Here is a 24,004-nt window from a genome sequence, read left to right as displayed (position 1 = left end):
CGACTCAAGAGAATAAATGACGTTTAAGCCATGAAACAAGCTAAATTCCTGCATAAGACGAGTTTTAACGGGCGTATTTAAAGTGATAATCATAAGATATCTGGTTCGGGAGACGCTGAAGAGCCAACTGGCGATCCTCTTTATCCTCCTTCTGATCTTTTTCTGTCAGAAGCTGGTCAGGATCCTCGGCGCGGCGGTTGATGGCGAAATCCCAACGAATCTGGTGCTTTCCCTGCTCGGGCTTGGCGTGCCGGAAATGGCGCAGCTTATCCTGCCGTTAAGCCTGTTCCTTGGTCTGCTGATGACCCTGGGTAAGCTCTATACCGAAAGTGAAATCACCGTGATGCATGCCTGCGGCCTCAGTAAAGCCGTACTGGTAAAAGCAGCCATGGTGCTGGCGCTGTTTACGGGCATTGTTGCCGCGGTTAACGTCATGTGGGCGGGGCCGACCTCCTCTCGTCATCAGGATGAGGTGCTGGCGGAAGCAAAAGCTAACCCGGGGCTGGCGGCGCTGGCGCAGGGGCAGTTCCAGCAGGCTACCGACGGTAACTCCGTGCTGTTTATCGAAAGCGTCGATGGCAACCGCTTCAATGACGTGTTTCTTGCTCAACTGCGCCCGAAAGGTAACGCTCGGCCTTCTGTGGTGGTGGCGGACTCCGGTCAGCTGTCTCAGCGTAAAGACGGCTCTCAGGTTGTCACGCTGAACAAAGGAACGCGTTTCGAAGGCACGGCTATGCTGCGCGACTTCCGTATTACCGATTTTCAGAACTACCAGGCCATCATTGGCCATCAGGCCGTCGCGCTCGATCCCACGGATACTGAGCAGATGGATATGCGCACCTTAATGAATACCGATACCGATCGTGCGCGTGCTGAACTGCACTGGCGTATCACGCTGGTATTCACCGTATTTATGATGGCGCTGATGGTGGTTCCGCTGAGCGTGGTAAACCCGCGCCAGGGCCGCGTGCTGTCGATGCTGCCAGCGATGCTGCTGTATCTGGTGTTCTTCCTGCTGCAAACCTCAATCAAGTCTAACGGCGGGAAAGGAAAAATTGACCCGATGATCTGGACCTGGGTCGTGAATGGTTTGTATCTGCTGCTGGCAGTCGGACTCAACTTGTGGGACACGGTGCCTGTGCGTCGTCTTCGTGCCCGGTTTACGCGTAAAGGAGCCATCTAATGCAGGCGTTTGGCGTACTTGACCGCTATATCGGTAAAACGATTTTCACCACCATCATGATGACCCTGTTCATGCTGGTGTCGCTCTCGGGCATTATCAAATTTGTCGACCAGCTGAAAAAAGCCGGGCAGGGGAGTTACGACGCGTTGGGCGCCGGGATGTATACCCTGCTCAGCGTACCAAAAGATGTGCAGATCTTCTTCCCGATGGCGGCCCTGTTGGGGGCGCTGCTGGGCCTGGGGATGCTGGCTCAGCGTAGCGAGCTGGTGGTGATGCAGGCATCGGGTTTTACCCGTATGCAGGTTGCGCTGTCGGTGATGAAAACCGCGATCCCGCTGGTGCTGTTGACCATGGCGATTGGCGAATGGGTCGCGCCGCAGGGCGAACAGATGGCGCGTAACTACCGTGCTCAGGCTATGTACGGCGGTTCACTGCTCTCCACGCAGCAGGGATTATGGGCGAAAGATGGTCAGAACTTTGTCTATATCGAACGCGTGAAAGGGGACGATGAACTGGGCGGCGTGAGCATCTATGCCTTCAATAACGATCGTCGTTTACAGTCGGTGCGTTATGCCGCCTCCGCTAAATTTGATGCGAACAACAAGCTGTGGCGGTTATCCCAGGTTGATGAATCTGACCTGACGAACCCGAAACAGATCACCGGTTCGCAGACCGTTAGCGGTACCTGGAAAACCAACCTGACGCCGGACAAGCTTGGGGTGGTAGCGCTCGATCCCGATGCGCTCTCCATCAGCGGTCTGCATAATTACGTGAAGTATCTGAAATCGAGCGGACAGGATGCGGGGCGTTACCAGCTCAACATGTGGAGCAAAATCTTCCAGCCGCTGTCCGTGGCCGTGATGATGCTGATGGCGCTATCGTTCATCTTTGGACCGCTGCGTAGCGTGCCGATGGGGGTTCGCGTGGTAACCGGTATCAGCTTTGGTTTTGTGTTCTACGTCCTCGATCAGATTTTCGGTCCGCTGACGCTGGTGTATGGCATTCCGCCAATTATCGGCGCACTGTTGCCGAGCGCCAGTTTCTTCCTGATCAGCCTCTGGATGCTGCTAAAACGCTCCTGATAAACCTTCTTCCTCGCTCCCGGTTGCCCGGGGGCGAGGCTAATCTCCTGTTTCACCCCGCACTTTTTCTCACAACCTTCAACGCCTCGCCGTGAATTTGAGTATTATTGAGCGATAAAGTCGTGAAGGGATCCTCTATGAAGCAAATTCGAATGCTGGCCCAGTACTACGTCGACCTGATGATGAAGCTCGGGCTGGTGCGTTTTTCCATGCTGCTGGCGCTGGCGCTGGTCGTTCTGGCCATCGTCGTGCAAATGGCCGTGACCATGGTTCTGCATGGTCAGGTCGAGAGCATCGACGTGATCCGCTCTATTTTCTTTGGCCTGCTGATTACCCCATGGGCGGTCTATTTTCTCTCCGTGGTGGTTGAGCAACTGGAAGAGTCCCGACAGCGTTTATCGAAACTGGTGGATAAGCTGGAAGAGATGCGCGAGCGCGATCTCAAACTCAACGTCCAGCTCAAGGACAACATTGCCCAGCTGAATCAGGAAATTTCAGACCGTGAGAAGGCGGAAGCCGAGCGTCAGACCACGCTTGAGCAGCTAAAAGTTGAGATGAAAGAGCGTGAAGTGACGCAGATCCAGCTTGAACAGCAATCCTCTTTCCTGCGCTCGTTCCTCGATGCGTCGCCGGATCTGGTGTTCTACCGTAATGAAGATAAAGAGTTCTCCGGCTGTAACCGGGCCATGGAACTGTTGACCGGGAAAAGCGAAAAGCAGCTGATCCACCTGAAACCTCAGGATGTCTATTCCGAAGAGGCGGCAGCAAAAGTGATGGAGACGGATGAAAAGGTCTTCCGCCATAACGTTTCGCTGACCTATGAGCAGTGGCTGGACTATCCTGACGGGCGCAAAGCCTGCTTTGAGATCCGCAAAGTGCCTTATTACGACCGGGTGGGGAAACGTCATGGTCTGATGGGCTTTGGCCGCGATATCACCGAGCGTAAGCGCTATCAGGATGCGCTGGAGCGCGCCAGCCGGGATAAAACAACCTTCATCTCCACCATCAGCCATGAACTGCGCACCCCGCTGAATGGCATTGTGGGGCTGAGCCGCATTCTGCTGGATACCGAGCTGACCAGCGAGCAGGAAAAATACCTGAAAACGATCCACGTCTCGGCGGTCACGCTGGGCAATATCTTCAATGATATTATCGACATGGATAAGATGGAACGCCGTAAAGTTCAGCTCGACAACCAGCCGGTTGATTTTACCGGTTTCCTCGCGGACCTGGAAAACCTGTCAGGTTTACAGGCTCAGCAAAAAGGGTTGAGCTTTGTGATGGAGCCAACGCTGCCGTTGCCGCATAAAGTGGTGACGGACGGCACACGTCTGCGGCAGATCCTGTGGAACCTCATCAGCAACGCCGTGAAGTTTACCCAGAAGGGGCAGGTTGCGGTGCGCATTCGCTATGACGAAGGCGACATGCTGCACTTTGAAGTTGAGGACTCGGGTATCGGCATTCCTCAGGAGGAGCAGGATAAGATCTTCGCCATGTATTATCAGGTTAAAGACAGCCACGGCGGTAAACCGGCGACCGGTACGGGCATTGGACTGGCGGTGTCGAAACGTCTGGCGAAAAGTATGGGCGGGGATATCACCGTTGCCAGCCAGCCGGGTAAAGGCTCCACCTTTACGCTTACCGTCCACGCGCCTGCCGTGGCGGAAGAGGTGGAAGATACGTTTGAGAACGACGATATGCCGCTGCCAGCCCTGCACGTCCTGCTGGTGGAAGATATTGAGCTGAACGTCATTGTCGCCCGGTCGGTACTGGAAAAACTCGGTAACAGCGTGGATGTGGCGATGACCGGGAAAGCCGCGCTGGAGATGTTCACGCCGGGCGAGTACGACCTGGTGCTGCTCGATATTCAGCTACCGGACATGACCGGGCTGGATATCTCCCGCGAGCTGACGCGCAAATATGCTCCTGACGAGCTGCCGCCGCTGGTGGCGTTGACCGCAAACGTGCTGAAAGATAAAAAAGAGTACCTCGAGGCCGGTATGGACGATGTGCTCAGCAAGCCGCTGGCGGTACCCGCCCTGACGGCGATGATCAAGAAGTTCTGGGATACCTGTGATGAAGAGGAGAGCACCATGACGTCTGTTGATAGCGCTAAAGCCCAAACGATACTGGATACCGCCATGCTGGAGCAGTATATCGATCTGGTGGGACCAAAACTGATCACCGATGGCCTGGCCGTGTTCGAAAAAATGATGCCGGGCTATCTGAACGTGCTCGAATCCAACCTGACGGCGCGTGACCAGAAGGGCATCGTCGAAGAGGGACATAAAATCAAAGGCGCGGCAGGATCGGTCGGGTTACGCCATCTCCAGCAGCTGGGCCAACAGATTCAGTCGCCTGATTTACCTGCCTGGGAAGATAATGTAGGTGATTGGGTCGAAGAGATGAAACAAGAGTGGCAAAACGATGTGGCAGTGCTGAAAGCCTGGGTGGATGCCAGAAAAAAATGACCCCGGCTATACCGGGGTGCGCGAATACTGCGCCAACACCAGGGAAATCGTGGCTGCGCCTGATTTTTGTGGGTTGTTTTCGCATGGACGCCGCCTGAAAATTGAGGCCGCACGCAGATAAGATAGCAAATCTTAAACAGTTTGTTACATGAATCAGTGAAATGTGTGAAGCATAGCGTTTTAATCAGAATTTTTAATGTGCTTCAGCGAGTTGCATAGAAGGATCGTCAGAATGAAAAAGATTGGTGTCGTGCTGAGCGGATGTGGTGTTTACGATGGTTCAGAGATACATGAAACCGTATTAACGCTGCTGGCATTATCGCGCCAGGGGGCAGACGTTATCTGCTTCGCCCCGGATAAAACCCAGGCAGACGTGATTAATCATCTCACCGGCGAGCCAATGGCGGAAAGCCGTAACGTGCTGATTGAAGCGGCGCGTATTGTGCGCGGCGATATTCACCCGCTGGCACAGGCCGATGCCGCTGAACTTGATGCGCTCATCGTGCCGGGCGGTTTTGGCGCGGCGAAAAACCTGAGCACGTTTGCAACGGAAGGCACGGCGTGTCATGTCGATCCCGATTTGAAAGCGCTATCGCTGGCGATGCATGCGGCAGGTAAGCCGCAGGGCTTTATCTGCATTGCGCCGGCCATGCTGCCGAAGATTTTTGATTTCCCGCTGCGGCTCACGATCGGAACCGACATTGATACCGCTGAGATTGTCGAGGATATGGGCGGCGAACACGTGCCATGTCCGGTAGACGACATTGTGGTGGACGAGGACAACAAGATCATCACCACGCCAGCGTATATGCTGGCGCAGAACATTGCCGAGGCTGCCGCAGGCATTGAAAAGCTGGTGGACAGAGTGCTGGTCCTGACCGAATGAGTCGTAAATTCTCCCCCGGCGGGTGGTTAAAACGGATCCTGCTGCGTATTGTGATGGTCCTGGCTGTGTTCTGGGGCGGCGGTATTGCGCTGTTCAGCATCCTGCCCGTCCCGTTCTCGGCCGTGATGGCAGAGCGGCAGATTAGCGCCTGGCTCTCTGGGGATTTTGGCTATGTTGCCCATTCTGACTGGGTCAGCATGGATGCAATCTCGCCGTGGATGGGGCTGGCGGTCATTGCGGCAGAAGATCAGAAATTCCCGGACCACTGGGGTTTTGACGTGGCGGCTATCGAGAAGGCGCTGGATCATAATGAACGTCATGAAAACCGCGTCCGCGGCGCATCGACGCTTTCTCAGCAAACGGTAAAAAACCTGTTCTTATGGGACGGTCGCAGCTGGGTGAGAAAAGGGCTGGAGGCCGGGCTGACGCTGGGCGTCGAGACGGTGTGGAGCAAAAAACGCATTTTAACCGTCTACCTGAATATCGCGGAATTTGGTGACGGCGTATTTGGTGTCGAAGCGGCATCGCAGCGCTATTTTGGCAAGCCCGCCAGCAGGCTGACTATGTCCGAAGCGGCACTGCTTGCCGCCGTGCTGCCGAACCCGCTGCGTTTTAAGGCCAGCGCCCCGTCAGGCTACGTGCGAAGCCGCCAGGCGTGGATTATGCGTCAGATGCGCCAGCTGGGTGGGGAAGGGTTTATGGAGCGAAATAATCTTAGGTAGGGCGGGTAAGCGCAGCGCTACCCGCCGACATGGCGAACGTTAGTCTTCGTCAAACCCGGCGTTGAACAGGGCAATCACTGCCGCCAGCGCTTCTTCTTCCTGCGGGCCGGTGGCTTCAACTTCAATCTGACGGCCTTTGGCAGAATCCAGCATCAGTAGCGCAATCACGCTGTTGGCTTCTGCCTCGGTTCCCTCGTCGTTGCGCAGCAGCACCTCAGCATCAAAACCCTGCATCAGTTCAAACAGCTTCATCGCCGGGCGCGCATGCATGCCCAGCTTGTTGGTGATTTCGACGGTCTGTTTTACGGTCATGTTTTGCGTTTTTCCAGCGTGCGATGACGGGACTGAACGTTCTTCCCGCGTGAGCGGAAGTAATCGGCCAGCTGTTCGGCAATGTAGACCGAACGATGTTTACCGCCGGTACAGCCAATCGCCACCGTCAGGTAGCTGCGATTGTTTGTTTCCAGCATAGGTAACCATAGCTCAAGGTAGCTTCGCGTCTGGTAGATAAAATTGTGTACTTCTGTGTGTCGATCGAGGAACGCTGCCACCGGCTTATCCAGACCGGTCATCGGACGCAGTTTCGGATCCCAGTGTGGGTTCGGCAGGAAACGCACATCAAAAACGTAATCCGCATCGATAGGTATGCCGTGCTTAAAGCCGAAGGATTCAAACACCATCGTCAGTTCGCGCTCGCGCTTGCCGAGTAAGCGCGTACGCAGCATTTCCGCCAGCTCGTGGACGGACATTTCGGAGGTGTCGACAATCAGGTCGGCCCGGGAACGCAGCGGCTCAAGCAGATCGCTCTCTTTATCGATGGCGCTTTCCAGCGAAAGATTTTTACTGGAGAGCGGATGCAAACGACGTGTATCGCTGTAGCGACGGATCAGCGTGTTGCGGTCAGCGTCCAGGAACAAGAGCTGAGGCGAGAAGCATTCCGGCAGGCTGTTCATTGCCTGCTCGAAGATTTCCGGCGATTCCGGCATGTTACGCACGTCGATACTGACGGCGGCAGAGATTTGCCTGTCCCCCAGCGTCCGCGCCAGATCGGGTAACAACACTACCGGCAGGTTATCTACACAGTAAAATCCCATGTCTTCCAGCGCGCGCAGGGCCACGGACTTCCCGGACCCCGAACGACCGCTGACGATCATCAGCACCATGTTCCGTTTCTCCTCAGGGCAGCCGTTCTGAAGGCCCTTTCCCGATTATGCCTCATCCTGATTGCCTTCTGCTTCAGTGATAATTTGATAAAGCTCTTCATCACTTTGGGCTGAGCGCAGTCGACGACAAATGGTTTTATCCGCCAGACGTTTGGCAACCAGCGACAGCGTGTGCAGGTGGGTTTTGGTCTGATCGGCAGGAACCAGCAGCGCGAAAAGCAGATCCACAGGCTGGTTATCGATGGCGTCAAAAGCGATAGGCGTTTCCAGTTGCACAAACACCCCCACGGCACGCAGCGTATCTTCTTCCAGCTTGCCATGCGGGATCGCAATGCCATTGCCGATGCCGGTACTGCCCATTTTTTCACGGGTCAGAATGGCTTCAAACACGATCTGCGGCGGCAGACCCAGCTGTTTTGCGGCCAGCTCACTGATGATTTCCAGCGCACGTTTTTTGCTCTGGCAGTGAACGCCACTGCGGGTACAATCCTGGTTAAGGACATTGCTCAGTTGAAGAGCGGAATCGTTGTTTATCATAATTTCACCTAAGCGCTAACTGTACAAATGGCCTGTTGTGTTTCACAACAGGCCGTCCTGCACCCGTTAACTGCCCGGACAATTAGTGTTGTTTCAGTTTATCTTTATGTTTATTGAGCTGTCTCGCAAGCTTATCAATCAAGCCGTCGATAGCCGCGTACATGTCTTGCCCTTCCGCACTGGCATGGAGTTCCCCTCCGTTGACGTGCAGGGTCGCATCCGAGATATGCGTCACTTTCTCCACTTTCAACACAACATAGACCTGGTTGATCCTCTCGAAATACTGCTCGAGTTTCGCAAACTTAGTGTTTACAAAATCGCGTAAAGCCTCAGTAATCTCGACGTTATGTCCGGTGATATTGAGCTGCATAGTGTCTTCCTTATCGGTTGTGTCAAACCAGTTGTTTACGCTGGTTAGACGGCGGAATGGATAAAGACTCTCGATACTTCGCGACAGTACGACGTGCCACCATAATACCCTGATCGGACAGCATGGTGGTTAACTTACTGTCACTGAGTGGCTTCGCGGGGTTCTCCGCGGCGATCAACTTCTTCACCAGTGCGCGAATAGCCGTTGACGAGGCTTCGCCGCCGCCTTCGGTGTTCACGTGGCTGGAGAAGAAATACTTAAGCTCAAAAATACCGCGTGGGCTGTGCAGATATTTCTGCGTGGTCACGCGGGAAATGGTTGATTCATGCATCTCGACGGCCTGGGCGATGTCTGCCAGCACCATCGGTTTCATAAACTCTTCGCCCTGCTCAAAGAACGCCTGCTGCTGTTCGACAATACAGCGGCTGACGCGCAGCAGCGTGTCATTACGGCTCTCCAGGCTCTTGATCAACCAGCGTGCTTCCTGAAGGTTGCTGCGAATGTATTGATTATCAGCGTCGTTACGGGCGCTGGTGCACATGGAGGCGTATTGCTGGTTGATTTGCAGGCGAGGAATGCTGTCGGCGTTCAGTTCAACGACCCACCGGCCATTGTGTTTTCTCACCAGCACATCAGGAATGACATATTCCGGTTCGCTGGTCTGGATCGACTGCCCCGGACGCGGATCGAGCGACTGGATCAGATTCACCGCTTCCTTCAGCACCTCTTCTTTCAGGCGTGTGACGCGCATCAGGGTGCGGAAGTCGTGATTCGCCAGCAGATCCAGATGATCGCTGATGATGAGCCGGGCTTCGTCAATCCACGGTGTCTCTTTGGCAAACTGCGAAAGCTGGATCAGAAGGCAGTCGCGCAGATCTTTCGCGGCGACACCTATCGGGTCGAAACGCTGAACGCGTTTCAGAACGGCTTCGATCTCTTCCAGTTCAATCTCGTCATTGCCGATGCTTTCAAGAATCTCGTCCAACGTCACGGTCAAATAGCCCGTGTCGTCAACGGCATCGACAATCGAGGTGGCAATGGCGCGATCGGTATCGGAGAAAGGGGTCAGCTCTACCTGCCACATCAGGTAGTCCTGAAGCGACTGGGTGGTTTCGCCCTGGTAGACCGGGAGTTCATCGTCCTGGTAGTCTGCACGTGTCCCGGAAGGGGTACCCGCGGTGTAAATTTCATCCCAGCTGGCATCCAGCGGCAGTTCGTCCGGCATCTCTTTCTGTTCGAGCGCATCTACGGAGTCGAGCGTTTCTGTGTCCTGCGTCTGCTGGGCGTCTACCTCGTCATGAAGATCGGTTTGCTCCAGCAGCGGATTGCTGTCCAGCGCCTGCTGGAGCTCCTGCTGGAGTTCTAACGTGGACAGCTGCAACAGACGGATTGCCTGCTGTAGCTGCGGCGTCATGGCCAGTTGCTGGCTGAGCCGTAATTGCAAACCTTGCTTCATGTTCAGAGCGTTTTTCTCCGGTTCGGCGTGACTTAACCTCTACCCTATCAGAGTCTGAAGTCTTCCCCAAGGTACACGCGCTTAACATGCTCATCTTCGAGGATTTGCTGCGGCGTACCGTGGGCAATCAGATGGCCCTGGCTCACTATGTAGGCGCGCTCACACACGGCCAGCGTTTCACGAACGTTGTGGTCCGTGATCAGTACGCCAAGCCCGCTGTCGCGCAGGTGCTCAATGATACGTTTGATATCGATAACGGAGATGGGGTCAACGCCCGCAAACGGTTCATCCAGCAGGATGAATTTTGGGTTTGCTGCCAGCGCGCGCGCAATCTCAACGCGGCGGCGTTCACCACCGGACAGCGCCTGGCCGAGGCTGTCACGCAGATGCTCGATATGAAACTCTTCCATCAGCTCGTTCGCACGGTCAGAGCGCTGCTCGCTGGTCAGATCGTCACGGATCTGGAGCACGGCCATCAGGTTGTCGAACACGCTTAAGCGGCGGAAAATAGACGCTTCCTGCGGCAAATAGCCGATGCCACGACGCGCGCGGGCATGCAGCGGCAGCAGGCTGATATCTTCATCATCGATGATGATGTTGCCGGCGTCACGCGGGACGATGCCCACCACCATGTAGAAGGTCGTGGTTTTACCCGCCCCGTTAGGGCCAAGCAAACCCACGATTTCGCCGGAGTTGACGGTCAGACTGACATCTTCGACGACGCGGCGGCCCTTATACGCTTTCGCGAGGTTTTTTGCAGTTAAAGTTGCCATAACGAATTAGTTACTCTTTTTCTGTGCCGGAGCCTGACCGTTGTTCTTGTCCTGCAACTGCGAAGGCACAAGCACGGTCGTGACGCGTTTGCCTTTTTCGCTGGAGGCCTGCATTTTCTGCTCTTTCACCAGATAGGTGATCTTGTCGCCTTTGATATTGCTGTCCAGCTGTTCTAGGTAAGCATTACCGGTCAGGATGACCAGATCCTTCGCCAGTTCATAGTGCATATGCGAGGCATGGCCTTTCACCGGCTTGCCGTTGTCCTGCATCTGGTAGAAGGTGGCCGGGTTGCCATAACCATCGATAATCTCTTTGCCCTGCTCGCCGCCCGGACGGGTAACGACCACTTTGTCGGCGTTGATTTTAATGGTGCCCTGGGTCATGACGACGTTGCCGGTAAAGGTGACGACGTTACCCTGCATATCCAGAGACTGGGTATCGGATTCAATATGAATCGGCTGTTCGGTGTCGCCAGTCACAGCAAGCGCGGGAAGACTGGCCGCCAGCAGCGCGCTGGCGATAACAACTTTAAGGCTGAGTTTGTTTGTTTTGAATTTCATAGGAGGTTCTAACCTTTTCAATCAGCTCGGCGTTTTTGCTGCGTAAGTTCCCGCGCATTCTTAAACCGCTGGAATTAAATGTTGTGCCATACAGGGTGACTAGATCCTGCGACGTGACATCCTGGGTGACCAGGTTGATCTGGGCGTTATCCGTCGTAATTTTTCGCAGTTGCGCGTCAGCGGTCAGGGCGTTGACTTCAACGTGACCATACAGGTAAAGCATACGGTCATTTGTCAGTTTTGCCCGGTCAGACTTGATAGACCACGTCGGCACTTTGTCCGTATCAAAGGTGGTCATGACCGGTTGGGTAAACCACGAGGTACCGTCATCTGAAAAATATTCTACATGCTGAGCAACGAGGCGATAGTTCAGCGCGCCTTCCGGGCTATAGACCACGGTGTCGCTGTGATCGCTTTTGTAGGTCGGGTCGCTCGTGTTAACCACTTCCGCTTGCGTATCATCGCGGTCAGCGAGGTTGACGCCAATCAGTACCAGGGCGACAAGCGCAAGCAGAATGATAACCCAACGTCTGGTTTTACTCATATCGATTGCCCTTTCGCCTCATCAAGCTTGCCCTGCGACAGCAGAAGCAGATCGCAGACTTCACGGACGGCGCCGCGGCCACCGTGAATATGGGTAACGTAATCAGCACGCGGGATCAGCAGCGGGTGCGCGTCAGCCACGGCGATGCTCAGACCCACCTCCGCCATCACTGGCCAGTCGATCAAATCATCCCCGACGTATGCCACATTCTCTGGTGCAATGGCCAGTTTTCCCAGCAGATCCCGGAAAGCTACCATCTTATCAGACTGCCCCTGATAGAGATGGGTAATGCCCAGCGTTTCACACCGATCTTCTACCAGTTTAGCTTTCCGCCCGGTGATGATAGCAACTTCAATACCGGACGTGAGCGCACAGCGGATACCGTAACCGTCGCGAACGTTAAAGGCTTTCAGCTCTTCGCCGTTATTGCCCATATAAATCAGACCGTCGGAGAGCACACCATCCACATCGAGGATCAACAGGCGGATATTTTCCGCCTTTGCCATCATGTGGGCGCTCACCGGGCCATAACAGGTTGCAAGGGATGCACCCGCATTACTCATTGTCTTATCCTTCATTACACTACGCCAGCGCGCAGCAGATCATGCATATGTACCACACCCAGCAGTTGGTCGCCATCGGCAACCATCACTGAGGTAATATGACGGGACTGCATCAGGTTCAGCACATCTACCGCCAGCGTGCCCGGACGGACGCGGATCCCGCCTGGCGTCATCACATCAGCAATGCCCAGCGTTCGGACATCCACACCCATATCGAATACCCGGCGCAGGTCGCCGTCGGTGAAAATGCCCTGAATCTTCATCAGATCGTCGCAGATAACCGTCATGCCCAGGTTTTTACGGGTGATCTCCAGTAACGCGTCGCGCAAAGAGGCCTCTTTGCTCACGTGCGGGATCTCATCTCCGGTGTGCATAATATCGTTAACCCGCAGCAGCAGTTTGCGCCCGAGCGCGCCGCCGGGATGAGACAGGGCAAAATCTTCAGGCGTAAAACCGCGGGCTTCCAGCAGCGCAACGGCAAGGGCATCGCCCATCACCAGCGCGGCGGTTGTGCTGGAGGTCGGCGCCAGCCCCAGCGGACAGGCTTCTTTAGGCACTTTCACGCACAGGTGAATATCCGCCGCACGCGCCATGCTGCTTTCCGGTCGGCTGGTCATGCAAATCAGCGGTACGTGCAGACGCTTCAGCACCGGGATCAACGCCAGGATTTCATTCGATTCCCCGGAGTTGGACAGCGCAATAACCACGTCCTGCGGCGTAACCATGCCGAGGTCACCGTGCGCGGCTTCACCGGGATGAACGAAGAATGACGACGTGCCGGTACTGGCAAAGGTCGCCGCCATTTTGCGTCCGATATGGCCGGATTTGCCCATCCCCATCACCACGACTTTGCCGGCACAGTAGAACATCTTCTCACAGGCCAGACTAAAATCCTGATTAATGTACTGATCTAACTGCGCCAGACCTTCACGTTCAATCTCCAGAACGTCTTTGCCTGCTTTCTGAAAGTCAAAACCCGGCTGCAATTCTATTTGCGACATAATGCGTTTCCGTTTACCCAGAGAGAAGAGGCGAAAGCCAGTACAGCATCGCCAGCCATACGATAAATCCACCCGTCAGCAGCGCGCCTGCGCCTTTGCCGATCTGCTCTTTTCGCCGCCAGCAGAGCAGGGCGAAAATCACGCTGACCAGCAGCATCACACCGTAATCGCGCGTGAAAACCATAGGGTTAAACGGCCCCGGCGAGATTAGCGCCGGCAGCCCCGTCACGATCGCGATATTGAAAATATTCGAGCCAATGATATTGCCGATGGCGATATCATCTTCCCCTTTACGCGCCCCGGCGATGGCGGTGGCCAGCTCTGGCAGGCTGGTGCCGATGGCGATTACCGTCAGACCGATTGTCAGTTCGCTCATCGCAAACGCGTTCGCCAGCACCGTCGCGTTATCGACCACCATCCGCGTGGCCATTGGCATGATGATCAGCGCGACGCCCAGCCACAGCAGGGCGACGGGTAAGGTCCCTTCCCGGGGCAGCTCGGCGAGATGCTCACGCGTAAGGCTATCGTTACCCTGTTTTTCCGCCAGACGTGCGATCTTCACGCTGTAAAGCAACCAGATCACGGCCAAGGCGAGCAGGAATATACCGTCACCGACGCTCAGCACCCCGTCATAAAGTACGTAGCCTGCCAGCAGACTGACGACTAACATTAACGGCAATTCCCGGCGCAAAACATCAGAATGCACGCGAAATGGATGCAGTAATGCGGCTAAGCCTAAAATCAGTAAGATATTGACGATGTTAGAGCCAATCGCGGTGCCGATAGCGAGGTCGACCTGCCCATGCAGCGAGGCTGAAACAGAAACGATGATTTCAGGAAGCGATGTGCCTACACTGACCACCGTCATGCCGATAATGATGGGCGGCATGCCAATGAGTCGACAGAGAATGGATGCGGCAAAGACCAAACGGTCAGCACTGTAGACCACCAACAGTAAACCAATTATTAACAGTGCTGTTGCTAAAAGCATCAAAAGTCCTTTCTTCAGGTATACTCGCTGGTCCACTGCGCACGAATGTTGGCGCCAGAAGAAGTCTGAGACGTAACGAATTCCTAATTTTGACTTTATGCGCCGGAAAAGTAAAACAAATGCCAGCTTTCGCTAACCCCAATAGTGAATATTCTGTAAAAATGCGGGGTTTAGGGCTGATTTACGCTTCATGCCAGCCGTGAAGCAAGGTAAGTAAGGAACCATAAATGAGCCAAACGATGGCGAATATAGTCGATGTCCGGGGCGTCAGTTTTTCTCGCGGCAACCGGTTAATATTTGATGATATTTCGCTGACCGTGCCGCGCGGTAAAATCACCGCCATCATGGGGCCGTCAGGGATCGGTAAAACCACGTTGCTGCGTCTTATCGGCGGGCAAATCCCCCCTGACAGCGGCGAAATTCTCTTCGACGGCGAAAATGTCCCGGCGATGTCTCGCTCGCGCCTCTACACGGTTCGCAAACGGATGAGCATGCTCTTTCAGTCGGGCGCGCTGTTCACGGATATGAACGTTTTTGACAACGTGGCCTATCCGTTGCGTGAGCACACCCATCTTCCTCCTGAGCTGTTGCACAGTACGGTGATGATGAAGCTTGAAGCCGTGGGGCTGCGGGGGGCTGCGAAACTCATGCCGTCCGAACTCTCGGGTGGGATGGCGCGCCGCGCCGCGCTGGCGCGTGCTATTGCCCTGGAACCCGATTTAATCATGTTCGATGAACCGTTCGTCGGGCAGGACCCCATCACCATGGGCGTGCTGGTGAAGTTAATTTCGGAGCTGAACAGCGCCCTTGGCGTCACCTGCGTGGTGGTTTCCCACGACGTGCCGGAAGTGCTGAGTATCGCTGATTACGCCTATATTGTGGCTGACAAAAAGATCGTCGCCCACGGCAGCGCGCAGGCGTTGCAGGAGAATGGCGATCCGCGCGTGCGGCAGTTCCTGGACGGTATCGCAGATGGGCCGGTGCCTTTCCGCTATCCGGCGGGCGACTATCATGACGATTTACTCGGAATAGGGAGTTAAGCCACTCATGCTGTTAAATGCGTTGGCGGGTCTTGGACACCGTGGCCTAAAAACCATCAGTACGTTCGGGCGTGCCGGATTAATGTTGTTCAACGCGCTGGTCGGCAAACCGGAGTTCCGCAAGCATGCGCCGTTACTGGTACGGCAGCTTTATAACGTCGGCGTGCTGTCGATGCTTATCATCATCGTGTCGGGTCTGTTTATTGGCATGGTGCTGGGGTTGCAGGGGTATCTGGTGCTGACAACCTACAGCGCGGAAACCAGCCTTGGCATGCTGGTGGCGCTCTCGCTGCTGCGTGAACTCGGGCCGGTGGTTGCCGCGCTGCTGTTCGCCGGGCGTGCCGGGTCAGCGTTGACGGCGGAAATTGGCCTGATGCGCGCCACCGAGCAGCTCTCCAGTATGGAGATGATGGCAGTCGATCCGCTGCGCCGGGTAATCTCGCCGCGCTTCTGGGCCGGGGTTATCTCCTTGCCGTTACTGACTATCCTCTTTGTGGCGGTAGGTATCTGGGGAGGCGCGCTGGTTGGCGTTAACTGGAAAGGCATTGATGCCGGATTCTTCTGGTCTGCCATGCAGGACGCCATCGATCTGCGGATGGATCTAGTGAACTGTCTGATCAAGAGCGTGGTTTTCGCTGTGACGGTTACCTGGATTGCGTTGTTTAATGGTTACGATGCCATTCCGACGTCGGCGGGCATTAGCCGTGCAACGACGCGTACTGTCGTACATTCGTCGCTGGCCGTTTTAGGTCTGGATTTTGTGCTCACCGCACTGATGTTTGGGAATTGAGTTCATGCAAACGAGAAAAAATGAAATTTGGGTTGGCGTGTTTCTGCTTCTGGCGCTGCTGGCCGCGCTGTTCATCTGCCTGCGAGCGGCGGACATCACCTCTGTTCGCGCCGAGCCGACGTATCGTGTCTACGCGACTTTCGATAACATCGGCGGCCTGAAAGCGCGCTCACCGGTGCGTATTGGTGGCGTCGTTATCGGACGTGTCGCTGACATTACGCTTGATGAGAAAACCTATCTGCCGCGCGTCGCGATGGATATCGAAGAGCGCTATAACCACATTCCGGACACCAGCTCGCTTTCTATCCGCACCTCTGGCCTGCTGGGGGAGCAATATCTGGCCCTTAACGTTGGTTTTGAAGATCCTGAGCTGGGAACGACTATCCTTAAAGACGGTAGCGTAATCCAGGATACCAAGTCAGCGATGGTGCTGGAAGATATGATTGGTCAGTTCCTTTACAACAGTAAAGGGGATGATAAAAAGTCTGACGATGCCCCTGCGCAGAGTGAAGACCACACCAACGTCGAACCGACGCCAGGCGCGACGAATTAATTTCAGGAGAAGTCATTCATGTTTAAACGACTGTTAATGGTTGCCATGCTGGTCATTGCCCCTCTTACCGCGGCGCACGCTGCGGATCAGAGTAACCCGTACAAACTGATGGATGAGGCCGCGAAGAAAACCTTCGACCGTCTTAAAAACGAACAGCCAAAAATCCGTTCTAACCCTGATTATCTGCGTGATGTGGTGGATCAGGAACTGCTGCCGTATGTGCAGATCAAGTATGCGGGCGCACTGGTGCTGGGCCGTTACTACAAAGACGCGACCCCTGCACAGCGCGAGGCTTACTTTGCGGCGTTCCGTGAATACCTGAAACAGGCTTACGGCCAGGCGCTGGCGATGTACCACGGGCAGACCTATCAGATTGCCCCTGAACAGCCGCTGGGCGATGCCACTATCATTCCTATTCGCGTGACGATTATCGATCCAAACGGTCGTCCACCGGTTCGTCTGGACTTCCAGTGGCGTAAAAACAGCCAGACCGGAAACTGGCAGGCGTACGACATGATCGCTGAAGGCGTCAGCATGATCACCACTAAACAGAACGAGTGGAGCGATCTGCTGCGCACTAAAGGCATCGATGGCCTGACGGCTCAGCTTCAGTCCATCTCTCGTCAGAAAATTACCCTGGACGAGAAGAAGTAATGTCACAGCAGCTTAGCTGGGCGCGTGACGGCGAGACGTTGACGCTGACGGGAGAGCTGGATCAGGATCTGCTTAACCCGCTGTGGGACGCTCGCCATAACGCGATGCAGGGCGTGACGCTGATTGATCTCCATGGCGTTACGCGGGTAGATACCGCCGGTATCGCCCTGCTGGCGCACCTGGTGGCCACGGGCAAAAAGCAGGGGAGCAGCGTTACCCTGACGGGGGTAAGCGATAACGTGATTACCCTTGCACAGCTTTACAATTTGCCCGAAGACGTATTACCTCGCTAATTTTTTCAGTACGTTACTTCTGAAAGCCCCGACAGTTTACGCGTCGGGGCTTTTTGCTTGTTTAAGACCGCGCCACTTTGCTCTAAGATGTTGAGCTTGTTTTCACTATCAGATGATGTAGACCCCATGGAAAATAATGAAATCCAGACTGTGCTGATGAATGCACTCTCCCTTCAGGAAGCCCACGTCTCTGGCGATGGCAGTCACTTCCAGGTTATTGCTGTGGGTGAGATGTTCGACGGAATGAGTCGCGTGAAGAAACAGCAGGCTGTGTACGCGCCGCTGATGGAATACATTGCGGATAACCGCATCCACGCCCTGTCGATTAAAGCGTTCACCCCACAGGAGTGGGCACGCGATCGCAAACTAAACGGTTTTTGAGCTGAGGGCGAAACGCCCGCAGCACGGTTGAATTTATAAGAGAGCAAACGATGGATAAATTTCGTGTACAGGGACCCACGCGTCTCCAGGGCGAAGTCACAATTTCTGGCGCTAAAAACGCCGCGCTGCCCATTCTTTTCGCTGCGCTGCTCGCAGAAGAGCCGGTAGAGATCCAGAACGTACCGAAGCTGAAAGATATCGACACGACCATGAAGTTGCTCGGCCAGTTGGGCACCAAAGTGGAGCGTAACGGTTCCGTCTGGATCGATGCCAGCAACGTGAACAACTTCTCAGCGCCGTATGAGCTGGTGAAAACCATGCGTGCTTCCATCTGGGCGCTTGGTCCGCTGGTGGCGCGTTTCGGTCAGGGACAGGTTTCACTGCCGGGCGGATGCGCTATCGGCGCGCGTCCCGTTGACCTGCATATCTTCGGCCTGGAAAAACTCGGCGCAGAGATCAAGCTGGAAGAGGGTTACGTTAAAGCGTCCGTCAATGGTCGTCTGAAAGGCGCGCACATTGTCATGGACAAAGTGAGCGTGGGCGCAACGGTCACCATCATGTCGGCTGCTACGCTGGCAGAAGGCACTACCATCATCGAAAACGCCGCCCGTGAGCCGGAGATCGTGGATACCGCGAACTTCCTGGTCGCGCTGGGGGCGAAGATCAGCGGGCAGGGCACAGACCGTATCACCATCGAAGGCGTTGAACGTCTGGGTGGTGGTGTGTATCGCGTACTGCCAGATCGTATCGAAACCGGTACCTTCCTGGTGGCCGCGGCCATTTCTGGCGGTAAGATTGTCTGCCGTAACGCCCAGCCGGATACCCTGGATGCGGTGCTGGCGAAACTGCGCGATGCGGGTGCGGATATCGAAATCGGTGAAGACTGGATCAGCCTCGATATGCACGGGCAGCGTCCTAAAGCCGTTAACGTGCGTACTGCGCCACATCCGGCATTCCCGACGGATATGCAGGCACAGTTCACGCTGTTGAACCTGGTGGCCGAAGGCACGGGCTTCATCACGGAAACTATCTTCGAAAACCGTTTCATGCACGTACCGGAACTGATCCGTATGGGTGCGCATGCTGAGATTGAAAGCAACACGGTAATTTGCCACGGCGTTGAAAAACTGTCCGGTGCGCAGGTGATGGCGACCGATCTGCGCGCGTCTGCGAGCCTCGTATTGGCAGGTTGTATTGCGGAAGGGACTACCGTTGTCGATCGTATCTACCACATCGATCGTGGATACGAGCGTATTGAGGACAAACTGCGCGCGCTGGGTGCAAATATCGAGCGTGTGAAGGGCGAGTAATCGTTCCGGCACCCCCCTGCCATAACAGGCCGGGGGATTGCTGTTCCTGTCAATCCTGGTGCATCAGTCCTGATGTGCTTTCTTCGTTTTGCCCTGGCGCATCATGCGCGTTCTGTCGATAAATTCATGGGTAATAGGATCGTGGTAGCGTGACGGCCATATCACCCACGGATGCGTATCCAGCGCCGTCGCGATAATCAGTTCCCCCTTCGGCCATGGGCGGGTCAGGGCGTTTGCCAGCGTCGACGAGCTTAGCCCATGACGACGTGATTCGGCAGCCAGCGATGTTCCTTTTTTACGCAGTGCCGCAATAATGTCAGCAGAATGCCAGTCGATGAATTTTGTATCCATAATGCTGTCCTTGTGTTCGTTATCGTCCACGTCGTTTCGTGTGAAAAGACAGCATTACTATACTCACTTCGAACATGTGTTCTAAAAAGTTCATGTTACGAGAAGCAATATTCAGAATAAGGCACGGCTTTATACATGCGGCCTGTAACCCGATGGGCTTACGCGGAAATGTAATTTATTGGTGTGTACTGGAATCTCCCTGCGTGGGCGCAGGGAGATGAGGAGGGGATTATCGGTCGCGCTGGACGGCGATGTGCGCGAGGCCGATTAGCGCATCACGCCATGGGCTGTCGGGAATGACCTGAATGGCGGCGATGGCTTTGTCCGCTTCTTCTTCAGCGCGCTGACGCGTCCATTCCAGGGAGCCGCAGATAGCCATTGTTTCCAGTACCGGTTCCAGAAGATGGCGTCCATTTCCCTGCTCGATAGCCTCCCGGATCATTTTCGCCTGCTCTGGTGTGCCATTGCGCATCGCGTGGAGCAGCGGCAGCGTTGGCTTGCCTTCGTTCAGGTCATCGCCGACGTTTTTACCGAGCGTTTCGCCATCCGCGCTGTAGTCCAGCAAATCATCAATCAGCTGGAACGCGGTGCCGAGGTAACGGCCATAGTCCTGAAGGCCCTTTTCCTGAGCTTCGCTACAGCCTGCCAGAATGCCGGAGCATTGCGCGGCGGCTTCGAACAGACGTGCGGTCTTGCTGTAAATCACCCGCATATAGTTTTCTTCGGTGATGTCCGGGTCGTTGACGTTCATCAGCTGTAGGACTTCACCTTCAGCGATAACGTTCACGGCTTCTGACATCACTTCCAGCACCTTCAGCGAGCCAAGGCTGGTCATCATCTGGAAGGCGCGGGTATAGATAAAATCGCCTACCAGAACGCTTGCCGCATTACCAAACGCGGCGTTGGCGGTGGCTTTACCACGACGCATGTCTGATTCATCCACAACATCGTCGTGAAGCAGGGTGGCGGTGTGGATAAATTCGATCAGCGCCGCGATCGTGACGTGGGCATTTCCCTGATAGCCAACCGCGCGTGCGGCCAGAATGGCAATCATCGGACGAATACGTTTACCGCCGCCGCTGACGATGTAATAGCCCAACTGATTGATCAGCTGAACGTCAGAGTTGAGTTGCTCCAGGATTGCTGCATTCACACCCGCCATATCTTGCGCGGTTAACTCATTGATTTTTTCTAAATTCATCGCAAAAGCCGGGCTTTTTATCCTGTTTATCCCACACGAGATGGGTACACAAAGGGTTTCGGTTTATAAATAGTATTGCTGATTGTACTGAAAAAACGGCTCAGATAAACGTTACCGTATGTGTTGTGTTTTTTTTCTTCATGTATTGATGGTAGCACTTGTCAAAGGCTCGCGTTTTGCGTAATATTCGCGCCCTATTGTGAATATTTATAGCGCACTCTGAATCATACGAGGATGTGCGCGGAAGCGGAGTTTATATGTACGCGGTTTTCCAAAGTGGTGGTAAACAACACCGAGTAAGCGAAGGTCAGACCGTTCGCCTGGAAAAGCTGGACATCGCAACTGGCGAATCTGTTGAGTTCGCTGAAGTTCTGATGATCGCAAACGGTGAAGAAGTCAAAATCGGCGTTCCTTTCGTTGATGGCGGCGTTATCAAAGCTGAAGTTGTTGCTCACGGTCGTGGCGAGAAAGTTAAAATCGTTAAGTTTCGTCGTCGTAAACACTATCGTAAGCAGCAGGGCCACCGTCAGTGGTTCACTGATGTGAAAATTACTGGCATCAGCGCCTAAGACCTGAGGAGAGATTTAAATGGCACATAAAAAGGCTGGCGGCTCCACACGTAACGGTCGCGATTCAGAAGCTAAACGCCTGGGCGTTAAGCGTTTTGGTGGCGAATCCGTTCTGGCGGGTAGCATCATCGTTCGTCAGCGTGGCACCAAGTTCCACGCGGGTACCAACGTAGGTTGCGGTCGTGACCACACTCTGTTTGCTAAAGCAGACGGTAAAGTGAAATTTGAAGTTAAAGGCCCGAACAACCGTAAATACATCAGCATCGTTGCTGAGTAAGGTTTTCTCGGTCCGGTAACGGATTAAAGCCCCGCAACGTGTTGCGGGGCTTTTTACATTGGAAACCCGGAAAATTTTCTGTAGGGAAAACGGGCATGAAGCAGCAGGCCGGCATGGGTATTCTTTTGGCGCTCACTACCGCAATGTGCTGGGGTGCGCTGCCAATTGCAATGAAGCAGGTACTGGAAGTCATGGAGCCACCGACGGTGGTGTTTTATCGCTTCCTGATGGCAAGCATAGGCCTGGGCGCCATTCTGGCCGTCAAAGGTAAGCTGCCACCGCTGCGCATCTTCCGAAAACCGCGTTGGCTGGTGTTACTGGCTATCGCGACGGGCGGTCTGTTCGGTAACTTCATTCTGTTCAGCTCTTCCCTGCAATATCTTAGCCCTACAGCGTCGCAGGTGATTGGTCAGCTTTCACCGGTCGGCATGATGGTCGCCAGCGTATTCATCCTCAAGGAGAAGATGCGCGGCACGCAGATCATCGGGGCAAGCATGCTGCTTTGCGGGCTGGTGATGTTCTTTAACACCAGCCTGATTGAGATTTTTACCCGCCTGACGGATTACACTTGGGGTGTCATTTTTGGGGCGGGCGCAGCAACGGTCTGGGTGAGTTATGGCGTCGCGCAAAAGGTGTTATTGCGCCGTCTTGCCTCACAGCAGATCCTCTTTTTGCTGTACACTTTGTGTACACTGGCATTATTGCCTTTAGCGAAGCCGGGTGTAATTACCCAGCTCAGCGACTGGCAACTGGCGTGCCTCATTTTTTGTGGGCTGAATACGCTGGTCGGTTATGGCGCTCTGGCTGAAGCCATGGCGCGCTGGCAGGCAGCACAGGTGAGCGCCTTAATCACGCTTACCCCGCTGTTTACGCTGTTATTTTCAGATTTGTTATCAATGGCCTGGCCCGATGTCTTCGTCAAGCCGATGCTCAACCTGTTGGGTTATCTCGGTGCGTTTGTCGTGGTTGCGGGCGCGATGTATTCCGCCATTGGTCATCGTCTCTGGGGGCGTTGGCGCAAAAATGAAGCGGTTGTAATAGTCCCCCGCTCAGGCGAATGAGTTACGGAGAGTAAAATGAAGTTTGTTGATGAAGCGACGATTCTGGTCGTGGCAGGTGATGGCGGTAACGGTTGTGTAAGCTTCCGCCGTGAAAAATATATTCCTCGTGGCGGTCCTGACGGCGGTGACGGTGGGGACGGTGGCGACGTGTGGCTGGAGGCGGATGAAAACCTCAACACGCTGATCGACTACCGTTTCGAAAAATCTTTCCGCGCCGAGCGTGGCCAGAACGGCCAGAGCCGCGACTGTACCGGTAAACGCGGTAAAGACGTGACGATCAAAGTGCCGGTGGGTACGCGTGTCATCGATCAGGGCACGGGCGAAACCATGGGTGATATGACCAAACACGGTCAGCGCCTGATGGTGGCGAAAGGCGGCTGGCATGGTCTGGGTAACAGCCGTTTCAAATCTTCCGTTAACCGTACCCCGCGTCAGAAAACCATGGGTACCCCGGGTGATAAGCGCGACCTGCAACTGGAACTGATGCTGCTGGCGGATGTGGGGATGCTGGGTATGCCAAACGCCGGTAAATCGACGTTTATCCGTGCGGTCTCTGCGGCGAAACCCAAAGTAGCGGATTATCCGTTTACGACGCTGGTGCCGAGCCTGGGCGTTGTCCGTATGGATAACGAGAAGAGCTTTGTGGTCGCTGACATCCCGGGTCTGATTGAAGGGGCAGCAGAAGGCGCCGGTCTGGGTATTCGCTTCCTGAAGCACCTTGAGCGTTGTCGCGTACTGTTGCACCTCATCGACATCGATCCAATCGACGGTTCCGATCCGGTTGAAAACGCCCGTATTATTATCGGCGAGCTGGAGAAATACAGTGAAAAACTGGCGCAAAAACCGCGCTGGCTGGTATTTAACAAGATCGACCTGATGGATAAAGCGGAAGCTGAAGCGAAAGCTAAAGCGATTGCCGACGCGATGGGTTGGGAAGATAAGTACTATCTGATCTCTGCCGCCAGCCAGGTTGGCGTGAAAGATCTCTGCTGGGATGTGATGACCTTTATCATCGAGAATCCGGTTGTTCAGGCAGAAGAGGCGAAACAGCCTGAAAAAGTCGAATTCATGTGGGATGACTACCACCGCCAGCAGCTCGAAGAGCTGGAAGCGGAAGAAGATGATGAAGACTGGGACGATGACTGGGATGAAGACGACGAAGAAGGCGTCGAGTTCATCTACAAGCACTAACCCCTGTATAAAGCCCCTTAACGGGGCTTT

The 24,004-nt window shown here is 54.7% G+C and carries 29 protein-coding genes; 16 read left to right on the top strand and 13 right to left on the bottom strand.

Translation table 11 applies throughout. The annotated features are described in order from the left end of the window. The first annotated feature begins 82 nt into the window (after positions 1-82). The 5 genes from lptF to mtgA all read left to right on the top strand — a co-directional run bounded on the left by lptF (position 83) and on the right by mtgA (position 6,344). Positions 83-1,183 (top strand): LPS export ABC transporter permease LptF, encoded by a 1,101-nt coding sequence (gene lptF / locus AC4OVU_RS19445; RefSeq protein WP_003861881.1) that lies wholly within the window; start codon positions 83-85, stop codon positions 1,181-1,183. Then, entirely contained in the window at positions 1,183-2,265 is a 1,083-nt protein-coding gene (lptG, locus tag AC4OVU_RS19440) for an LPS export ABC transporter permease LptG (protein ID WP_001147540.1), read from the top strand. The genes lptF and lptG overlap by 1 nt, the downstream gene beginning before the upstream one ends. A gap of 137 nt (positions 2,266-2,402) precedes the next feature. Next, complete coding sequence (gene arcB, locus AC4OVU_RS19435) at positions 2,403-4,736, top strand: aerobic respiration two-component sensor histidine kinase ArcB (protein ID WP_017382727.1); 2,334 nt, start codon at positions 2,403-2,405, stop codon at positions 4,734-4,736. Between the two features lie 232 nt (positions 4,737-4,968). Next, on the top strand, positions 4,969-5,622 hold the full coding sequence (gene elbB / locus AC4OVU_RS19430; protein ID WP_015571987.1) for an isoprenoid biosynthesis glyoxalase ElbB: 654 nt from the start codon (positions 4,969-4,971) through the stop codon (positions 5,620-5,622). After that, positions 5,619-6,344 carry a monofunctional biosynthetic peptidoglycan transglycosylase gene (mtgA, locus tag AC4OVU_RS19425; RefSeq protein ID WP_045348879.1) on the top strand — a complete coding sequence of 242 codons (726 nt, stop codon included), beginning with the start codon at positions 5,619-5,621 and terminating at the stop codon, positions 6,342-6,344. Before elbB ends, mtgA begins: the two co-directional genes overlap by 4 nt. Positions 6,345-6,383: 39 nt before the next feature. Here mtgA and npr read toward each other — a convergent pair whose 3' ends face one another. The 11 genes from npr to AC4OVU_RS19370 form a co-directional block, all read right to left on the bottom strand. Next, positions 6,384-6,656, bottom strand: coding sequence for a PTS phosphocarrier protein NPr (gene npr, locus AC4OVU_RS19420; RefSeq protein ID WP_003861872.1), 273 nt, complete (start codon positions 6,654-6,656; stop codon positions 6,384-6,386). Beyond that, entirely contained in the window at positions 6,653-7,507 is an 855-nt protein-coding gene (rapZ, locus tag AC4OVU_RS19415; protein ID WP_110292552.1) for an RNase adapter RapZ, read from the bottom strand. Before rapZ ends, npr begins: the two co-directional genes overlap by 4 nt. 45 nt (positions 7,508-7,552) lie before the next feature. Then, positions 7,553-8,044: a PTS IIA-like nitrogen regulatory protein PtsN gene (gene ptsN / locus AC4OVU_RS19410; protein ID WP_003861869.1), complete on the bottom strand. Its 492-nt coding sequence runs from the start codon at positions 8,042-8,044 to the stop codon at positions 7,553-7,555. 82 nt (positions 8,045-8,126) lie between these two features. Beyond that, on the bottom strand, positions 8,127-8,414 hold the full coding sequence (gene hpf, locus AC4OVU_RS19405; RefSeq protein ID WP_003861866.1) for a ribosome hibernation promoting factor: 288 nt from the start codon (positions 8,412-8,414) through the stop codon (positions 8,127-8,129). Positions 8,415-8,436: 22 nt separating this feature from the next. Beyond that, positions 8,437-9,870 (bottom strand): RNA polymerase factor sigma-54, encoded by a 1,434-nt coding sequence (gene rpoN, locus AC4OVU_RS19400; protein ID WP_023295498.1) that lies wholly within the window; start codon positions 9,868-9,870, stop codon positions 8,437-8,439. 47 nt (positions 9,871-9,917) lie between these two features. Further along, on the bottom strand, positions 9,918-10,643 hold the full coding sequence (lptB, locus tag AC4OVU_RS19395) for an LPS export ABC transporter ATP-binding protein (RefSeq protein WP_023304493.1): 726 nt from the start codon (positions 10,641-10,643) through the stop codon (positions 9,918-9,920). 6 nt (positions 10,644-10,649) lie between these two features. Continuing rightward, positions 10,650-11,204, bottom strand: a complete 555-nt coding sequence (lptA, locus tag AC4OVU_RS19390) for a lipopolysaccharide ABC transporter substrate-binding protein LptA (RefSeq protein WP_006812136.1) — start codon at positions 11,202-11,204, stop codon at positions 10,650-10,652. Then, positions 11,173-11,748, bottom strand: a complete 576-nt coding sequence (gene lptC / locus AC4OVU_RS19385) for an LPS export ABC transporter periplasmic protein LptC (protein ID WP_015571983.1) — start codon at positions 11,746-11,748, stop codon at positions 11,173-11,175. Before lptC ends, lptA begins: the two co-directional genes overlap by 32 nt. Continuing rightward, positions 11,745-12,311 carry a 3-deoxy-manno-octulosonate-8-phosphatase KdsC gene (gene kdsC / locus AC4OVU_RS19380; RefSeq protein WP_017693909.1) on the bottom strand — a complete coding sequence of 189 codons (567 nt, stop codon included), beginning with the start codon at positions 12,309-12,311 and terminating at the stop codon, positions 11,745-11,747. The genes lptC and kdsC overlap by 4 nt, the downstream gene beginning before the upstream one ends. A 14-nt stretch (positions 12,312-12,325) precedes the next feature. After that, positions 12,326-13,312 (bottom strand): arabinose-5-phosphate isomerase KdsD, encoded by a 987-nt coding sequence (gene kdsD, locus AC4OVU_RS19375; RefSeq protein WP_003861853.1) that lies wholly within the window; start codon positions 13,310-13,312, stop codon positions 12,326-12,328. Positions 13,313-13,325: 13 nt separating this feature from the next. Then, positions 13,326-14,303 (bottom strand): calcium/sodium antiporter, encoded by a 978-nt coding sequence (locus tag AC4OVU_RS19370; RefSeq protein ID WP_003861852.1) that lies wholly within the window; start codon positions 14,301-14,303, stop codon positions 13,326-13,328. Positions 14,304-14,530: 227 nt separating this feature from the next. On the opposite strand from AC4OVU_RS19370, the gene mlaF reads away from it, so the two are divergent. The 7 genes from mlaF (at position 14,531) to murA (ending at position 19,324) form a co-directional block, all read left to right on the top strand. Continuing rightward, entirely contained in the window at positions 14,531-15,343 is an 813-nt protein-coding gene (gene mlaF / locus AC4OVU_RS19365; RefSeq protein ID WP_017382730.1) for a phospholipid ABC transporter ATP-binding protein MlaF, read from the top strand. Positions 15,344-15,350: 7 nt separating this feature from the next. Then, positions 15,351-16,133 (top strand): lipid asymmetry maintenance ABC transporter permease subunit MlaE, encoded by a 783-nt coding sequence (gene mlaE, locus AC4OVU_RS19360; RefSeq protein WP_003861848.1) that lies wholly within the window; start codon positions 15,351-15,353, stop codon positions 16,131-16,133. Between the two features lie 4 nt (positions 16,134-16,137). Continuing rightward, positions 16,138-16,686, top strand: coding sequence for an outer membrane lipid asymmetry maintenance protein MlaD (gene mlaD / locus AC4OVU_RS19355; protein ID WP_006812131.1), 549 nt, complete (start codon positions 16,138-16,140; stop codon positions 16,684-16,686). 18 nt (positions 16,687-16,704) lie between these two features. Continuing rightward, positions 16,705-17,340, top strand: coding sequence for a phospholipid-binding protein MlaC (gene mlaC, locus AC4OVU_RS19350; protein ID WP_006812130.1), 636 nt, complete (start codon positions 16,705-16,707; stop codon positions 17,338-17,340). Beyond that, the gene (mlaB, locus tag AC4OVU_RS19345) at positions 17,340-17,633 is read left to right on the top strand and encodes a lipid asymmetry maintenance protein MlaB (RefSeq protein ID WP_003861843.1); all 294 of its coding nucleotides are present in this window, start codon (positions 17,340-17,342) and stop codon (positions 17,631-17,633) included. Before mlaC ends, mlaB begins: the two co-directional genes overlap by 1 nt. 126 nt (positions 17,634-17,759) lie before the next feature. Continuing rightward, positions 17,760-18,014, top strand: a complete 255-nt coding sequence (gene ibaG / locus AC4OVU_RS19340; protein ID WP_003861840.1) for a BolA family iron metabolism protein IbaG — start codon at positions 17,760-17,762, stop codon at positions 18,012-18,014. Between the two features lie 50 nt (positions 18,015-18,064). Beyond that, positions 18,065-19,324, top strand: coding sequence for a UDP-N-acetylglucosamine 1-carboxyvinyltransferase (gene murA, locus AC4OVU_RS19335; RefSeq protein ID WP_006812128.1), 1,260 nt, complete (start codon positions 18,065-18,067; stop codon positions 19,322-19,324). A 63-nt stretch (positions 19,325-19,387) separates the two neighbouring features. Here murA and sfsB read toward each other — a convergent pair whose 3' ends face one another. Both sfsB and ispB read right to left on the bottom strand, forming a co-directional pair. Beyond that, a complete protein-coding gene (sfsB, locus tag AC4OVU_RS19330) occupies positions 19,388-19,675 on the bottom strand; it encodes a DNA-binding transcriptional regulator SfsB (RefSeq protein ID WP_020480545.1) in 288 nt (95 codons plus the stop codon). 229 nt (positions 19,676-19,904) lie between these two features. Continuing rightward, positions 19,905-20,876: an octaprenyl diphosphate synthase gene (gene ispB, locus AC4OVU_RS19325; protein ID WP_006812126.1), complete on the bottom strand. Its 972-nt coding sequence runs from the start codon at positions 20,874-20,876 to the stop codon at positions 19,905-19,907. A gap of 257 nt (positions 20,877-21,133) precedes the next feature. Here ispB and rplU point away from each other — a divergent pair, with 257 nt between their 5' ends. From rplU to cgtA, 4 genes are all read left to right on the top strand, one after another. Further along, the gene (rplU, locus tag AC4OVU_RS19320) at positions 21,134-21,445 is read left to right on the top strand and encodes a 50S ribosomal protein L21 (RefSeq protein ID WP_003025032.1); all 312 of its coding nucleotides are present in this window, start codon (positions 21,134-21,136) and stop codon (positions 21,443-21,445) included. A gap of 19 nt (positions 21,446-21,464) precedes the next feature. Then, a complete protein-coding gene (rpmA, locus tag AC4OVU_RS19315; RefSeq protein ID WP_003861831.1) occupies positions 21,465-21,722 on the top strand; it encodes a 50S ribosomal protein L27 in 258 nt (85 codons plus the stop codon). A gap of 95 nt (positions 21,723-21,817) precedes the next feature. Further along, a complete protein-coding gene (locus AC4OVU_RS19310) occupies positions 21,818-22,783 on the top strand; it encodes a DMT family transporter (protein ID WP_063624333.1) in 966 nt (321 codons plus the stop codon). Positions 22,784-22,798: 15 nt separating this feature from the next. Further along, positions 22,799-23,974, top strand: coding sequence for an Obg family GTPase CgtA (gene cgtA, locus AC4OVU_RS19305; protein ID WP_006812124.1), 1,176 nt, complete (start codon positions 22,799-22,801; stop codon positions 23,972-23,974). The last annotated feature ends 30 nt before the right edge of the window (positions 23,975-24,004 follow it).

This window comes from Enterobacter sp. 6722112 (genome assembly GCF_058661685.1).
This window is presented reverse-complemented; position numbering and strand designations above follow the sequence as displayed.

Bases quoted from the DNA above. Each gene is read 5' to 3' on its own strand.
- lptG (WP_001147540.1), top strand. From the start codon at position 1,183: ATGCAGGCGTTTGGCGTACTTGACCGCTATATCGGTAAAACGATTTTC.
- arcB (WP_017382727.1), top strand. From the start codon at position 2,403: ATGAAGCAAATTCGAATGCTGGCCCAGTACTACGTCGACCTGATGATG.
- elbB (WP_015571987.1), top strand. From the start codon at position 4,969: ATGAAAAAGATTGGTGTCGTGCTGAGCGGATGTGGTGTTTACGATGGT.
- mtgA (WP_045348879.1), top strand. From the start codon at position 5,619: ATGAGTCGTAAATTCTCCCCCGGCGGGTGGTTAAAACGGATCCTGCTG.
- npr (WP_003861872.1), bottom strand. From the start codon at position 6,656: ATGACCGTAAAACAGACCGTCGAAATCACCAACAAGCTGGGCATGCAT.
- rapZ (WP_110292552.1), bottom strand. From the start codon at position 7,507: ATGGTGCTGATGATCGTCAGCGGTCGTTCGGGGTCCGGGAAGTCCGTG.
- ptsN (WP_003861869.1), bottom strand. From the start codon at position 8,044: ATGATAAACAACGATTCCGCTCTTCAACTGAGCAATGTCCTTAACCAG.
- hpf (WP_003861866.1), bottom strand. From the start codon at position 8,414: ATGCAGCTCAATATCACCGGACATAACGTCGAGATTACTGAGGCTTTA.
- rpoN (WP_023295498.1), bottom strand. From the start codon at position 9,870: ATGAAGCAAGGTTTGCAATTACGGCTCAGCCAGCAACTGGCCATGACG.
- lptB (WP_023304493.1), bottom strand. From the start codon at position 10,643: ATGGCAACTTTAACTGCAAAAAACCTCGCGAAAGCGTATAAGGGCCGC.
- lptA (WP_006812136.1), bottom strand. From the start codon at position 11,204: ATGAAATTCAAAACAAACAAACTCAGCCTTAAAGTTGTTATCGCCAGC.
- lptC (WP_015571983.1), bottom strand. From the start codon at position 11,748: ATGAGTAAAACCAGACGTTGGGTTATCATTCTGCTTGCGCTTGTCGCC.
- kdsC (WP_017693909.1), bottom strand. From the start codon at position 12,311: ATGAGTAATGCGGGTGCATCCCTTGCAACCTGTTATGGCCCGGTGAGC.
- kdsD (WP_003861853.1), bottom strand. From the start codon at position 13,312: ATGTCGCAAATAGAATTGCAGCCGGGTTTTGACTTTCAGAAAGCAGGC.
- AC4OVU_RS19370 (WP_003861852.1), bottom strand. From the start codon at position 14,303: ATGCTTTTAGCAACAGCACTGTTAATAATTGGTTTACTGTTGGTGGTC.
- mlaF (WP_017382730.1), top strand. From the start codon at position 14,531: ATGAGCCAAACGATGGCGAATATAGTCGATGTCCGGGGCGTCAGTTTT.
- mlaE (WP_003861848.1), top strand. From the start codon at position 15,351: ATGCTGTTAAATGCGTTGGCGGGTCTTGGACACCGTGGCCTAAAAACC.
- mlaD (WP_006812131.1), top strand. From the start codon at position 16,138: ATGCAAACGAGAAAAAATGAAATTTGGGTTGGCGTGTTTCTGCTTCTG.
- mlaC (WP_006812130.1), top strand. From the start codon at position 16,705: ATGTTTAAACGACTGTTAATGGTTGCCATGCTGGTCATTGCCCCTCTT.
- mlaB (WP_003861843.1), top strand. From the start codon at position 17,340: ATGTCACAGCAGCTTAGCTGGGCGCGTGACGGCGAGACGTTGACGCTG.
- ibaG (WP_003861840.1), top strand. From the start codon at position 17,760: ATGGAAAATAATGAAATCCAGACTGTGCTGATGAATGCACTCTCCCTT.
- murA (WP_006812128.1), top strand. From the start codon at position 18,065: ATGGATAAATTTCGTGTACAGGGACCCACGCGTCTCCAGGGCGAAGTC.
- sfsB (WP_020480545.1), bottom strand. From the start codon at position 19,675: ATGGATACAAAATTCATCGACTGGCATTCTGCTGACATTATTGCGGCA.
- ispB (WP_006812126.1), bottom strand. From the start codon at position 20,876: ATGAATTTAGAAAAAATCAATGAGTTAACCGCGCAAGATATGGCGGGT.
- rplU (WP_003025032.1), top strand. From the start codon at position 21,134: ATGTACGCGGTTTTCCAAAGTGGTGGTAAACAACACCGAGTAAGCGAA.
- rpmA (WP_003861831.1), top strand. From the start codon at position 21,465: ATGGCACATAAAAAGGCTGGCGGCTCCACACGTAACGGTCGCGATTCA.
- AC4OVU_RS19310 (WP_063624333.1), top strand. From the start codon at position 21,818: ATGAAGCAGCAGGCCGGCATGGGTATTCTTTTGGCGCTCACTACCGCA.
- cgtA (WP_006812124.1), top strand. From the start codon at position 22,799: ATGAAGTTTGTTGATGAAGCGACGATTCTGGTCGTGGCAGGTGATGGC.